Origin of the sequence: Mesorhizobium kowhaii (assembly GCF_042431665.1) — a bacterium.
GTDB lineage: Bacteria > Pseudomonadota > Alphaproteobacteria > Rhizobiales > Rhizobiaceae > Mesorhizobium > Mesorhizobium kowhaii.
Genome location: NZ_JBHLYT010000053.1, coordinates 828,094 through 840,641, shown reverse-complemented (window position 1 = coordinate 840,641; position 12,548 = coordinate 828,094). Strand labels below are relative to the sequence as shown.

The following is a 12,548-nucleotide window of genomic DNA, read 5'->3' as shown; positions in this document are numbered from 1 at the left end:
TGGCGAAGGTGCTCCACACGGATTTTCCGCAAGTTTCGCAGAAATGCATAAGGGGCTTGAATGAGTGGTTTCGGACGATCGGTGACTTCTTATGCGATGCCCTTAGCCGCCTTGGTGATGGCTGTCGCAGTCAGGGCAAGCGGGCTGTCGGTAGATGAAGGTTCGCTGAGCGTCAGGATCCTTGTCGGAGCGCTTTCGAGCGCGATTATGTTCACCACCATTTTCGTGGTGCTCGACCATGCCGAGGCGGTGGCTCGGCGTGTAGGAGAGCCCTACGGCACATTGGTGCTGACTTTTGCCGTGACGGCAATCGAAGTGTCGATCATCGTTTCCATGATGCTGCATGGAGAGAACAACCCTACGCTTGCACGTGAGTCCGTCTTTTCAACGGTGATGATTACATCGACTGGCGTCGTCGGCATGTGTCTCGCGCTTGGCGGCTGGCGTCATCGCAAGCAGGCAATTGTTCGACAAGGGACCAGCGCATATTTGGCGGTTCTGATCGCACTGACCGTCATGACGCTTATTCTGCCAACCTACACACAAACTACGGGGCCTGGCACATTTTCAGCAGCTCAACTTGGCTTTGTGAGCGTACTTTCAGTGATGCTTTATGCAAGTTTTGTGTTCGCGCAGACTGTCCGACACCGAGACGATTTCGTCCAAGGACAAGAACACGACGTTTCGATGCGGACTGCCCCTCACGAAAGCGTCTCTGCCAGCACTTTGCTCCTGTTGATCGGGCTGATTGGAATTGTCATGCTCGCCGAGCAAGTCGCCGCAAGTGTTGAAGATACGCTCGTTACCTACCAGGTGACTCAGGCTGACAGTATTGTGGGGGCATTGATCGCCGGGTTGGTTTTGATGCCAGAGGCCATTTCGGCGGTTCGCGCTTCACTCAATAATGAGCTGCAACGCGGCTTGAATGTTGCGATGGGTTCCGCTTGCGCTACAATTGGTTTGACAATACCGGCGGTCGCAGCCGCCAGCCTGCTGACGGGAAGAGGGTTAACCCTGGGGCTTCCAGCGACTGACACAGTACTTTTGATTTTAGCACTCTTCATATGCAACGTGAGCTTTAGTACCGAAAGAACAACATTCTTGACTGGCATGGTCCATATCGTGGTATTTTTTACGTATATATTTCTTATATTTGTACCATGAAAACTTTGGCGTAGGCTGGCAATCGGGTGCAGGGACGAGACGGCCACCGGTTCCGTCAACGGGCGGATTGGGCTCATCAGCCTGGGCCGCCGCGTGCCCGTTGCAGATCAATCGCGACGACGAATCGCCACGGATTGTGGAAGCCAGCTTCCAAGCGAGGTTCATCGCGTCGCCAAGCCCGAGGTTGAGCCCCTGGCCGCCCAAGGGAGAATGGATGTGCGCGGCGTCGCCGGCGAGCAGCACCCGCCCCCTGCGGTAAGCGGTCGCCTGATAGGCGCGATCTGTCCAGGTCGTGGCAGATTGGAGGGCCGTCACGGTGACGTCGGCACCTGAGACGCGGCGCAATACCTCCTGCACATGCTCAAGCGTGATTGGCTGGGTTCTGTGGAAAGCGCCCCCGTCGAACTCGACCATCGCGATCGTCCCGGGTCGTGAGTATGTATACATGCCCGTCGGCGTGTAGTGGCGGCCCAGGCGGAGCTTATCCGGATCGGCCATCTCGACTTCAACGGAATAGCCGGTGAACTCGGGATCGGTGCCGGCGAACTCAAAGCCGCCAGCTTTGCGAACCGTGCTGCGGCCGCCATCACATCCGACGAGCCAGCGTCCACGGAAAGTCTCGCCACCAGCGCGAATGGTCACGTCCTCGTCCGACTGGTCGAAGTCTTCTAGGCCGAGGCCGCGCCTGATCTCGACGCCCATCGCGCCTGCGCGAGCGGCCAAGGCGGATTCGAGATGCTCCATCTCGACCGCCAAGCTGGTGCCTGCCGGACCTGGCAGGGCGATACTGCCACTTCGAGGTGTCGATGTTGTCGTGGTAGAACTGGATGCCGGCGTCATTGGGAGGGGTCGTTGTGGACCAAACCCTACTGCCCGGGCTTGTGGGAAAGCCGATCCAGCGCATCTCGAAGCGCAGTGGCGGCACCGCCACGCTCGTCGGCGGACATCAGCTCCGGTTCAAGTTCCAGCCTGAAGTGCGGCAGCTCGGTTCGAACGGCGCGACAAGCGCCCGCTAGATTGGCCTTCAGATCGATGACGCGGTAGGTGGCGACGGGATAGGCGATCCCCTTGACCTGGACGTGCCCCAGCTCCTCACAGTCGATTGAGTCCTTCACTTGCGCAAACGTCTCGTAGGAAATGAGGATGGCCCCCGGCGGCGCCTCCTGCTCCAGGCGCGAGGCGAGATTCACGGCGCCGCCGATTATCGTGTAGTCCATCCGGTCTTCGCTGCCGAAGTTACCGACGGTGCAGTAGTCGGTATGGATGCCGATGCGACAGCGCAGCGGTATTTCGATCCCCATGTCCCGCCAGACTTCGGCAAGCTCGCTAATCCGCTTTTGCATTGCAAGTGCCATCTGCGCGCAAGCCAGCGCGTCCTCCTTGACGCCGCGAGTCTCGGGATCGCCGAAAAACATCAGGATCGCGTCGCCGACATATTTGTCGATCGTCGCGCCGTGGTCCGAAGCAATTTTCGACATTTCCGTCAGATAGTGATTGAGGAGTTGGGTGAGATCCTCGGATTCCATTTTGTCAGTGGTCTCGGTAAAGCCGGCGATATCGGAGAAGCATATTGTCAGTTTCTTCCGCTGGCTGGCGATCCTGACCTCCTGGCGGCCGGTGAATATCGAGCGATACACTTGGGGCGCCAGATACTTCGCCAGCTTGCTGGAAAGCGCCTCCAGAACCACGGATTTCTCGGCGAGGTTCTCCTCCCTTTGCTTCAGCTCAGTGATGTCCGAATAGACGGCGACCGTGCCGCCGGCGCTGATCCGCCGCTCGCTGATCATGACCCATCGCCCGTCGCCTCGCCGCTGCACCCAAGGTTCGCCAGGGTTGCGGTGCCGCGAGAGGCGCTCGGCGACCCACTCCTCGACCCGCCCCTCCGCGTCCCTGATGTAGCCGCGCTCAGCGGATCGGCGAATGATGTGCTCGAATGTCGTGCCGGGGATCAGTTCGATCGCAAGGTCGCTGTAGAGCAGTTCGCGGTAGCGGCTGTTGCTGAGGACGAGCCGGTCCTCCCCGTCGTACAGAGCGAATCCTTCGGAGATGCTTTCGATGGCATCGATGAGCCGCTGACGAGCTTCCGCAACGTCGCGCAGGTTCTTTTCCTCGACCTCGACAGCAGTATCCCGGAAGAGTCTCAGCGCTTCGGCCATGCGCCCGATTTCGTCGCTGCCCGCGGCTGGCAGCGGCGCACGAAGGTTGCCCCCCGCAATCGCGAGCATGCCCTGGCTCACGGCCCCCAGTCGGGCGAGGAGGCTGCGGTCGACATAGAGCCAGACAACCAGAACCGAACTCAGGAGGCTGAGGAAGGCGGAGCCGAGCACAACCGCGGTGCCGTAGCGCTGGACGAGCGCGGCTTCGCGACCGGACGCAGCGATCTCCTGGTCTGCCGTGGCGACCAGGCGATCGACGCCAGCGGTGAGATTGCGCGACAGTCGATTGTTCTCGGCCAGAAGCCTTTCGCCCTGTGCCAGGACAGCAAACTCGTCCTCCCGCGCCTTGGGGATGCTGTCCTCGCCGTCGGTCAAACCCTTGAATTCGTCGACACGCTGCCGGAAGCGGGTCCGCAGCTTTTCGTCGATCTCCGTGGAAACCTTTTCAAGAGCAGTGAGCGAACGGCGCAGTGGAAAAAGGATCAACGCCAGGTCGCCCGGCGTCGGCGCGTTCGCAACCTTCACCAGCGCGTCGTTAACCGCCGAGATCTCCAGCTGTGCCTTCTGCTGGGGGATGTAGGCCGCAATCGCCTGGACCAGGTCGGCCATCGCCGCTGCGCGTCGATCGGGCGACAGCGACGTGTCGGCCGCGACCGCCCGCCATTGCGGGAGCCTGGAATCCATCACTAGGATGCCGGTGGCGACAAGGCGCTGGCTTCCGGTCGTCGTCGCGGCGAGGCGGTTCAGGAGCTCTTCCTTGTGGGCGACCACGTCGAGCCGGGCGACAACAAGAGAGTCGAGCTCCTTCAGGTTGCGCCTCAGAACAATCGCGGCTTCCTCGATCTCGGCCAAAGGCACTGTGCCCAACGTGGCATCCCGGAGGTCCGTGCGCAGGGCCTCGAGGCGGGACATCTCGAGCGCGACGGCAGCCGAGACCTCGCTGTGCTGAGCCCTGCTTGTCGCTGCCAGCACCGATGGCGCGGCAGCAGCGACCCGTTCGGCCTGGCGCGACAGCTGGAGGGAGGCAAGCGCCGACGGCACTCGATCCGTGGTAATTCGGTCGACGACGTCGCCAACCTGGAGGAAGGCATAAAGCGCCGCAGCGGTTGCCAGCACCGCAAGGGCGCTGATCCCGAAAAAGGCGAGCAACAGCCGGCCGCGTATGCCGAGGCGTTCAAGCATCTCGGCGAGTCGGAACAGTCCGGCCACACTGGTCTGCATCAGACTAGACGTCTCAGCCGGCACGCCGGCGATCAGCGAACCCTATTCAACCGGCACGTACTCTCCGCCGCGCCAGACGTACCAAACCCAGCTCTGCTTCGTGAGGTCGCCCTTGTCGTCGAAATCGACCCGGCCGATGACGGTGTCGAATTCCTGTTCGTGCAGTGCCGCAATGACGGCCTTCGGCTCCAGCGAACCTGCCTTCGAGACTGCCTGGGCCCAGACCTGGACCGCGCAGTAGCTCAACAGCGTGTAGCCAGCGGGTTCGAAGTTCTCCGCACGGAACTGCTCCACGATCGCGGCCGCGCCGGCATTTCGCCGCGGGTCCGCCGGGAAGGTGAACAGGGTTCCCTCCGCCGCTGAGCCTGCGATCAGAGCAAATTCCTCGGTCGCCAAAGCATCTCCGGATATGAGCTGAATCGTGTAGCCACGGTCGTGTGCAGCGCGAGCAATCAGCGCAACCTCGGCATGATACCCACCCACATACAAGGCTGAGACGCCGGCGGTCTGCAACGCAGCGACCTCGGCTGAATAGTCGTCCTTCCCGGGCGTGTATGCGTCGTAAACAGCTTCAGTCACGCCCCGTTTGTTCAGCTGCTTCCTGGTCTCGTCGGCGAGACCCTTCCCATAGGTCGAGTTGTCGTGGAGGATCGCAATCTTTTTGTTACCCCAGCGATCGGCAAGGTAGTTGCCGGCGATGAAACCTTGCACGTCGTCGCGGCCAATGGTGCGAAAGACATTGGCACGGCCCTGTTCGGTCAGCTGCGGATTGGTCGAGCCTGGGGATATCTCAACGACGCCCGCCTCCTCGTACACTTTTGACGCGGGGATCGAGGCCCCGGAGCAATAATGCCCGACGACGAGCACGACCCCGTCAGCCACCAGCTTCTGGGCGGCCGCGACCGCTTGCTCGGGATCGCAGAAATCGTCGACCGAGATGAGCCTCACCTTCTGGCCGAGCACGCCGCCCGCCGCGTTGACATCGGCCACCGCCATCTCCGCGCCGCGCTGTCCCTGCTCGCCGATCCAGGCAAGCCGTCCTGTCATCGCAGCCGAGACCCCGATCAGCACCTCAGCCCGCGCGGAACTGAACACGGCCGCGAGAACTACGATCGCTATGGCGATGATGCGGTGCATGTGTGCACCCCCTTAACTGTAGCTTACGCCAATCCCGTCAGAGCCGACAGCCCCTTCGGCAAGCGCGACTATCTCGGCTGCTATTTGCAGCGCACACCCAATTTGGCGAAGCGATCATACACTGGAATGGCTTGTCACAACTTCGTTCGCTGAGGTCGGAATCGCGCGCCAAATCCGGACGTTACCACCGACCGGAGGGAGCGTCGCGATTGGGTCATTAGCAGACCTTGATGGGGTCTATTGCACCAATCACAAAAGGCGCGGGCCACGGCCCGCGCCTTTTTCGCATTCAAGCTTCCAAAACTCAGTCCTTCTCGAAGACGCGCGCCTTGGCGACGATGCCGGCAATGGCGCCGCCGATCAACGGTGCGACGATGAACAGCCAGAGCTGGCCGATCGCCGCACTGCCGGAAAACAGCGCCGGGCCGATCGACCGGGCCGGATTGAGCGACGTGCCGGTCACCGGGATGATGGCGAAGTGCAACCCTGCCAGCGTCAGGCCGATGACCAGGCCGGCGAACGCCGTCGAGTGCTTTTCCGCGGTGACGCCGAGGATCACGGTGACGAAGGTGAAGGTGCCGATCAGTTCCCACAGGAACGCCGAGCTGACGCCCCATTTCGCCACGTCCCAGCCATTGGCGCCGAAGCCGCCGGTGTGTCCGCCGGTCTGGCCGGAGACGATGATCCACAGCGCCAGCGAAGCGAGGATGGCGCCGATGATCTGCGCGATCCAGTAGGGGATGACATCCTTGGCCGGCAGCCGGCCGGCAAGGAAGACACCCAGCGTCACCGCCGGATTGAGATGCGCGCCCGAAATAGGGCCGATCGCATAGGCCGCCGCAATGAGGCCGATGCCGAACGCCAGACCGATGCCTTCCTGGCCAAGCGGCAGCGCACCGCCGAAGCCGCCCGTCACCACAGAAGCCGTACCGATGAACACCAATAAAAATGTGCCTAGAACTTCCGCCAGATAAGTCTTCATTGCCCTCTCCTCGTATCGATCCGCCGGTCCGCCTTTTCTGCGCCGCGAATCATGACGGCAAGAGTATTCCCAACCGAAAACCTTGGGAAGCAGAGCGGTTGCGCCACGAGCCGTGCTTGCAGGCGCCAGTTGCGAACATTAGAGACCTTTCATCTATTATCGATCTGTGCTGCAGCCTTGGGACATTTCATTGGTCGGGCAGGCTCGCAGGCTGGCCAAGATCGCGTCGGCTCGCGGGACGGAAGCGGGGGTTCATTCCGGACGTGAAAGGCTCTAAGAGCAGGCCCGGAGAAATGTGCTCGATTTGGTGGAATGAAGAATGCGACTGGGCGGACGGCTGGCTGCGGCCATCGAAGTGCTGGAAGACATCGGACGGCGTCACCGGCCGGTTGCTGACGCGCTGAGGGATTGGGGCCTGTCGCACCGCTTCGCCGGCGGCGGCGATCGCGCCGCGATCGGCAACATCGTCTATGATGCCTTGCGCCGCAAGCGTTCCGCCGGCTGGCTGCTCGGCGAAGACACGCCGCGCGCCATCGGCTTCGGCGCGCTGCTGCTCGAATGGGGCCAGACGGCGCAGTCCCTCAACGAGGCACTCGATGGTGACAAATTCGCGCCACCGCTGCTGACGACCACCGAGCTTCAGGCAATTGCCGAACGCCGGCTTGCCGATGCGCCGGACGCAGTACGGGCCGACGTACCGGATTGGTGCGCGCCGCTTTTCGAGAAAACCTTCGGCGCGACCTGGGCCGATGAGGGTGCGGCGCTGGCGACGCGCCCGCCGCTCGACCTCAGGGTCAACACGTTACAGGCCAACCGTGACAAGGTGCTGGCCGAACTGACGGGAACCGGCGCCAAACCTGCCGCCATCGCGCCGCAAGGCATCCGCATCCCGCCGATCGATGGCGACGGCAGGCATCCGAACGTGCAAGCTGAGCCGGCTTTCCAGAAAGGCTGGTTCGAGGTCCAGGACGAAGGCTCGCAGGTCGCGGCAGCCCTTGCCGGGGCCGAAGCCGGCATGCAGGTGCTCGACTTCTGCGCCGGCGCCGGCGGCAAGACACTGGCGCTGTCGGCTGCGATGGGCAATCGCGGCCAGATCTTTGCTCACGACGCCGAAAAGGCGCGGCTGGCGCCGATCTTCGACCGCATCCGCCGCTCGGAAAACCGCAATGTGCAGGTCGTCACCAAGCCGGCCGAACTCGCTCCGCTCGGCAACCACATGGACATCGTGCTGGTCGACGCGCCTTGTACCGGCAGCGGCACCTGGCGGCGTCGTCCCGATGCCAAATGGCGGCTGACGCAAAGACAGCTCGACGCCCGCAAGGGTGAGCAGTCGGCGATCCTCGAAGCGGCCAAAGCCTATGTCAAACCCGGCGGCCTGCTTGTCTACATCACCTGCTCGGTGTTCGACGAGGAGAATGGCGAGCAGGTCGCGGCGTTCCGGCACCGCAACAGCGGCTTTGTCCCGGTCGATCATCGGGCGCTCTGGGACAGTCGTTTTCCCGGCCATGCGGCAGCCGCGCGGATCGGTCCGGCAGGCGACATCTCGCTGTCGCCGGCGCTGAGCGGCACTGACGGATTTTACTTCTGTGCCATGCGAAGGTCGGCCTGAACCTCACCGGATATCGCCAATCCTTGGTGGATGCGTGTTTCCCCGCGTGCAGATGAGTTCAATGTTGCAGTGCAGCAAAAGCATTTGCCTGTCGCCCATGCCTCTGCAATAAGCTTATCCGCATAAAGGAAGGCAGCGGCCATGGCAGCAAAGATCGTACCCGCCCCGGACTATGAGGATCGCGTCAGGACCTCCTTCGCGCGCCAGAAGGCTATGGCCACGATCGGCGCCGAACTGACGCTGGTGACGCCGGGCATCATCGAGATCGAGATGCCTTATTCGGCGGCACTGACCCAGCAGCATGGTTTCCTGCATGCCGGCGTCATTTCCACGGCGCTGGACTCGGCCTGCGGCTATGCCGCCTTCTCGCTGATGCCGGAAAACTCTGGCGTGCTGACCATCGAGTTCAAGGTCAATCTGCTGGCGCCGGGCAGGGGCGAGCGCTTCCTGTTCCGCGGCTCGGTGACAAAACCCGGCCGCACCATCATCGTCGCCGACGGCCAGGCCTATGCCTTCGCCGCCGACGGCGAGGCCAAGCTGATCGCCACCATGACCGGCACGATGATGACGGTGGTCGGCCGCGATGGCATCGAGGGGTGAGTGGCGGGTTCGCCGCAGGCGAATTCATCGTGCCAGTGGCACGATGAAAGGCCACGAACGCCGGGAGCTGCCGCAGGCAGCGGGTCCCGGCGAGCGGCGGCGCAGATAAGCAGACAATCGGAGCAGGGAGGGGTAAATCATCGTGACCAGCAAAGTGTCTCGCCTCTCAGGCAAGGACGTCCTCTTCGTGATGGCTGCCGAGGCCGAATACGGCCCGCACCTGAAGCGATTGTTCGCACCTTTCATGACCGGCGTTGGGCCGGTCGAGGCCGGCGTCAGGCTTGGCGCCCAATTATCCTTGATGAAGTCCCAAAAAGCCCTGCCGGACCTCGTTGTGTCGCTCGGCTCAGCCGGCAGCCGGACGCTGGAGCAGACGGAAATCTACCAGGCCGTCTCGGTCTGCTACCGCGACATCGACGCCTCGCCGCTCGGCTTCGAGAAGGGGGCGACGCCGTTTCTCGACCTGCCGGTGACCGTGCCGCTGCCGTTCAGGATTCCCGACTTAAGGGAGGCAACGCTGTCCACCGGTGGCGCGATCGTCACCGGCGCCGCCTATGACGCGATCACCGCCGACATGGTCGACATGGAGACCTTCGCCTGCCTGCGCGCCTGCCAGCTGTTCGACATCCCGCTAATCGGCCTGCGCGGCATTTCCGATGGGGCGGCGGATCTGCGGCACGTCGGCGACTGGACCGAATATCTGCACGTCATCGACGAGAAGCTGGCGGGCGCGGTCGGCCTGCTGGAACAGGCGATCGGCGATGGCTTGCTGGGCGCTTGACCTGCAAATAGCATCAAGCCGCCAAGCTCGCTGAATCGCCGAAATCGATGCGCGAAATCCGCCCGCGCAGGGCACCGTTCGCATCGACATAGTCGATGGCTCCCGGCGAATGATCGAGTTTCCACGAGCCGGTGGGGCCATCTCTCCATTCGACCTTGTAGCCGTCGTCTAGCAGCGTCCAAATCCCATGGAAAAGGGTACCATCCGGCAGGAGCATATGCGCCCGGTTCTCGTTTTCGTAGTGTATGAAGGCATCCTTGCCGCCCATGTCGATGACATGCGTGGTGCCAATCATGATAACGGCCAGCGTGTTCCTGTCGAGAATTGTCATGGTCCCTGTCCACGTGCTTGAGTTCGAAAGAGCCTCGACGGGATGAGTATCGTCAAGTACCTTGACTATATGGAGTTGGGATAAAATGGTCAAGGAGCTTGACGAAAAAATCGAAGCCCTGCCCGATCACGTTGGCTGGCGCCTATGGCAGGCAAGCCGTGCCTGGCAGGCCGAGTTCGCCGCCGCGATGCGGGCCGCCGGCCACGGCTGGTTCACCGAAGCGCGCGCCGGACTGCTTGGACACATCGCCAGGAACGGCATGCGCCAGTCGGCGTTGATCGAACGCTCGGCAATCTCCAAGCAGGCGATCCAGCAACTGCTCGACGGCCTCGAGGCGGAGGGCATCGTCGAGCGTCTGCCGGATCCGCAAGATGGCCGCGGCAAGCTGGTGCGCTACACGCGCAAGGGGCTGGATGCCTTGCATGACGGCGACCGGGTCAAGATGGAGATTGAGCGGCGCTATATCGGTCGCATTGGTGAGGAGCGGTTGACGGCGCTGATGGACGCTTTGCGGGCGCTTGCGGCCGCACAGGCTGCGGCGATGGATGAAGATGCTGGCGCTGAAGGCGAAGTCGTGGAATCGAAGTGACGGCCAAGGCCTCGCAACCCATTGCGTCGACTCATTTCTTTCTCTAAACGCTCGCCATGAAAACAGCCAATCATCCCGACACCGTCCTGATTGTCGATTTCGGCAGCCAGTTTACGCAGCTCATCGCCCGCCGCATCCGCGAGGCCGGCGTGTTTTCCGAGATCGTGCCGTTCCAGTCGGCCGAGGCGGCGTTCAAGCGCATCAATCCGAAAGCCGTGATCCTCTCCGGCGGCCCGGCCTCCACCAGCGATATCGGCAGCCCGCGCGCGCCACAGATCGTCTTCGATGCCGGCGTGCCGGTGCTCGGCATCTGCTATGGCCAGATGGCCATGTGCGTGCAGATGGGCGGCGTCGCCGAAAGCTCGGACCATCGCGAATTCGGCCGCGCCTTCGTCGAGATCGAGAAGGACAGTCCGCTGTTCGAGGGCCTGTGGGCGCCCGGTCAGCGCCACCAGGTGTGGATGAGCCATGGCGACCGCGTCATATCCTTGCCCAAGGGCTTCGAGGTGTTAGGCAAGTCGGAAGGCTCGCCTTTCGCCATCTTCGGCAATATCGAGCGCAAGATGTACGGCATCATGTTCCACCCCGAGGTGGTGCACACCCCGGATGGTGCAAGGCTGCTGCGCAACTTCGTCCACAACATCGCCGGCATCGAAGGCGACTGGACGATGCGCGCCTACCGCGAACATGCGGTTGAGGCGATCCGCAAGCAGGTCGGCAAGGGCAAGGTCATTTGCGCGCTGTCGGGCGGCGTCGATTCCTCGGTCGCGGCCCTCTTGATCCATGAAGCGGTTGGCGACCAGCTCACCTGCATCCTCGTCGACCACGGACTGATGCGCAAGGACGAAGCGGCCGGCGTGGTGGCGATGTTCCGCCAGCACTACAATCTGCCGCTGATCCTGGTCGATGCCGCGGACAAGTTCATCTCGGCGCTGGAAGGCGAGGCCGATCCCGAGAAGAAGCGCAAGACCATCGGCCGGCTGTTCATCGAGGTGTTCGAGGAGGAGGCGAAGAAGCTCGGCGGCGCCGACTTCCTGGCGCAAGGCACGCTCTATCCCGACGTCATCGAGAGCGTCTCCTTCACCGGCGGCCCGTCGGTCACCATCAAGTCGCACCACAATGTCGGTGGCCTGCCCGCGCGCATGAACATGCAGCTCGTCGAGCCGCTACGCGAACTGTTCAAGGACGAGGTAAGGGCGCTCGGCAAGGAACTCGGCCTGCCCGAAAGCTTCATCGGCCGGCATCCGTTCCCGGGTCCTGGTCTCGCCATCCGCTGCCCGGGCGGCATCACCCGCGAGAAGCTGGAGATCCTGCGCGAGGCCGACGCCATCTATCTCGACGAGATCCGCAAGGCCGGCCTCTACGACGCCATCTGGCAGGCCTTCGCCGTGCTGCTGCCGGTGCAGACCGTCGGCGTCATGGGCGACGGCCGCACCTATGAATTCGTCTGCGCATTGCGCGCCGTCACCTCGGTCGACGGCATGACGGCGGATTTCTACCACTACGACATGGCGTTCCTCGGCGCTGCCGCCACCCGCATCATCAACGAAGTGCGCGGCATCAACCGCGTCGTCTACGACGTCACCTCGAAGCCGCCCGGCACAATCGAGTGGGAGTGAGGGACTGACAGCGGCAGCGTAAAAACTGCAACCCTCTCGCTCTGCCTATCGCTCTCCTTTTTCACTCCGCGTTAGATGCCGCCCATCGCTTCCTGTGCTCCTCCTGACTGTTTTGCTGATCTGATGCATCGTTGCCTCGGAAGTAAATCCCGTTCAGCCTCGCAGAGAGCTCTGGCGTACCAAGGCGTGCAAATCGGCGGGTCAGAAAGGCACGAGCCGGATACGTGCCCAGTCGACTTCGCAGCACCCGGCCGCTCGTTTAACGCGACCATAAGTAATATCGGGATTCGAATGAGAATTTCATGACGAACGGAAAAAGCGGAAACGGCGAGGCCCGTCGGACGAGACAGAATGGCAAC

Annotated in this window: 10 protein-coding genes and 1 pseudogene; 6 read left to right on the top strand and 5 right to left on the bottom strand. The window is 62.6% G+C overall.

The features are described from left to right. Positions 1-60 precede the first annotated feature (60 nt). Positions 61-1,164 carry a calcium:cation antiporter gene (locus tag ACFFNA_RS31275; RefSeq protein ID WP_111547853.1) on the top strand — a complete coding sequence of 368 codons (1,104 nt, stop codon included), beginning with the start codon at positions 61-63 and terminating at the stop codon, positions 1,162-1,164. A 105-nt stretch (positions 1,165-1,269) separates the two neighbouring features. Here ACFFNA_RS31275 and ACFFNA_RS31270 read toward each other — a convergent pair. The 4 genes and pseudogenes from ACFFNA_RS31270 to ACFFNA_RS31255 all read right to left on the bottom strand — a co-directional run. Next, positions 1,270-1,999 (bottom strand): annotated as a pseudogene (locus ACFFNA_RS31270) (FAD-dependent monooxygenase); the annotation flags it as partial. A gap of 31 nt (positions 2,000-2,030) precedes the next feature. Further along, a complete protein-coding gene (locus ACFFNA_RS31265; RefSeq protein WP_378923843.1) occupies positions 2,031-4,502 on the bottom strand; it encodes an adenylate/guanylate cyclase domain-containing protein in 2,472 nt (823 codons plus the stop codon). Positions 4,503-4,583: 81 nt separating this feature from the next. Beyond that, the gene (locus tag ACFFNA_RS31260) at positions 4,584-5,678 is read right to left on the bottom strand and encodes a branched-chain amino acid ABC transporter substrate-binding protein (protein ID WP_378923645.1); all 1,095 of its coding nucleotides are present in this window, start codon (positions 5,676-5,678) and stop codon (positions 4,584-4,586) included. Positions 5,679-5,982: 304 nt separating this feature from the next. Further along, positions 5,983-6,660 (bottom strand): MIP/aquaporin family protein, encoded by a 678-nt coding sequence (locus tag ACFFNA_RS31255; protein ID WP_111547857.1) that lies wholly within the window; start codon positions 6,658-6,660, stop codon positions 5,983-5,985. Positions 6,661-6,979: 319 nt separating this feature from the next. Between ACFFNA_RS31255 and ACFFNA_RS31250 the strand changes: the two genes are divergently transcribed. The 3 genes from ACFFNA_RS31250 to ACFFNA_RS31240 all read left to right on the top strand — a co-directional run bounded on the left by ACFFNA_RS31250 (position 6,980) and on the right by ACFFNA_RS31240 (position 9,650). Next, positions 6,980-8,269, top strand: coding sequence for an RsmB/NOP family class I SAM-dependent RNA methyltransferase (locus ACFFNA_RS31250; RefSeq protein WP_378923644.1), 1,290 nt, complete (start codon positions 6,980-6,982; stop codon positions 8,267-8,269). Positions 8,270-8,410: 141 nt separating this feature from the next. Then, on the top strand, positions 8,411-8,869 hold the full coding sequence (locus ACFFNA_RS31245) for a PaaI family thioesterase (RefSeq protein WP_013530371.1): 459 nt from the start codon (positions 8,411-8,413) through the stop codon (positions 8,867-8,869). A 142-nt stretch (positions 8,870-9,011) separates the two neighbouring features. Then, a complete protein-coding gene (locus ACFFNA_RS31240; protein WP_378923643.1) occupies positions 9,012-9,650 on the top strand; it encodes a 5'-methylthioadenosine/S-adenosylhomocysteine nucleosidase in 639 nt (212 codons plus the stop codon). Positions 9,651-9,663: 13 nt separating this feature from the next. Here ACFFNA_RS31240 and ACFFNA_RS31235 read toward each other — a convergent pair whose 3' ends face one another. After that, positions 9,664-9,981 (bottom strand): hypothetical protein, encoded by a 318-nt coding sequence (locus ACFFNA_RS31235; RefSeq protein ID WP_378923642.1) that lies wholly within the window; start codon positions 9,979-9,981, stop codon positions 9,664-9,666. Positions 9,982-10,066: 85 nt separating this feature from the next. Between ACFFNA_RS31235 and ACFFNA_RS31230 the strand changes: the two genes are divergently transcribed. Together ACFFNA_RS31230 and guaA are read left to right on the top strand one after the other, a co-directional pair. Then, positions 10,067-10,570 (top strand): MarR family winged helix-turn-helix transcriptional regulator, encoded by a 504-nt coding sequence (locus tag ACFFNA_RS31230; protein WP_378923641.1) that lies wholly within the window; start codon positions 10,067-10,069, stop codon positions 10,568-10,570. A gap of 56 nt (positions 10,571-10,626) precedes the next feature. Next, the gene (guaA, locus tag ACFFNA_RS31225) at positions 10,627-12,189 is read left to right on the top strand and encodes a glutamine-hydrolyzing GMP synthase (protein ID WP_111547861.1); all 1,563 of its coding nucleotides are present in this window, start codon (positions 10,627-10,629) and stop codon (positions 12,187-12,189) included. The last annotated feature ends 359 nt before the right edge of the window (positions 12,190-12,548 follow it).

Coding starts and splice junctions, on each gene's coding strand:
- ACFFNA_RS31250 (WP_378923644.1), top strand. CDS start 6,980: ATGCGACTGGGCGGACGGCTGGCTGCGGCCATCGAAGTGCTGGAAGAC.
- ACFFNA_RS31265 (WP_378923843.1), bottom strand. CDS start 4,502: ATGCTTGAACGCCTCGGCATACGCGGCCGGCTGTTGCTCGCCTTTTTC.
- guaA (WP_111547861.1), top strand. CDS start 10,627: ATGAAAACAGCCAATCATCCCGACACCGTCCTGATTGTCGATTTCGGC.
- ACFFNA_RS31230 (WP_378923641.1), top strand. CDS start 10,067: ATGGTCAAGGAGCTTGACGAAAAAATCGAAGCCCTGCCCGATCACGTT.
- ACFFNA_RS31260 (WP_378923645.1), bottom strand. CDS start 5,678: ATGCACCGCATCATCGCCATAGCGATCGTAGTTCTCGCGGCCGTGTTC.
- ACFFNA_RS31235 (WP_378923642.1), bottom strand. CDS start 9,981: ATGACAATTCTCGACAGGAACACGCTGGCCGTTATCATGATTGGCACC.
- ACFFNA_RS31255 (WP_111547857.1), bottom strand. CDS start 6,660: ATGAAGACTTATCTGGCGGAAGTTCTAGGCACATTTTTATTGGTGTTC.
- ACFFNA_RS31245 (WP_013530371.1), top strand. CDS start 8,411: ATGGCAGCAAAGATCGTACCCGCCCCGGACTATGAGGATCGCGTCAGG.
- ACFFNA_RS31275 (WP_111547853.1), top strand. CDS start 61: ATGAGTGGTTTCGGACGATCGGTGACTTCTTATGCGATGCCCTTAGCC.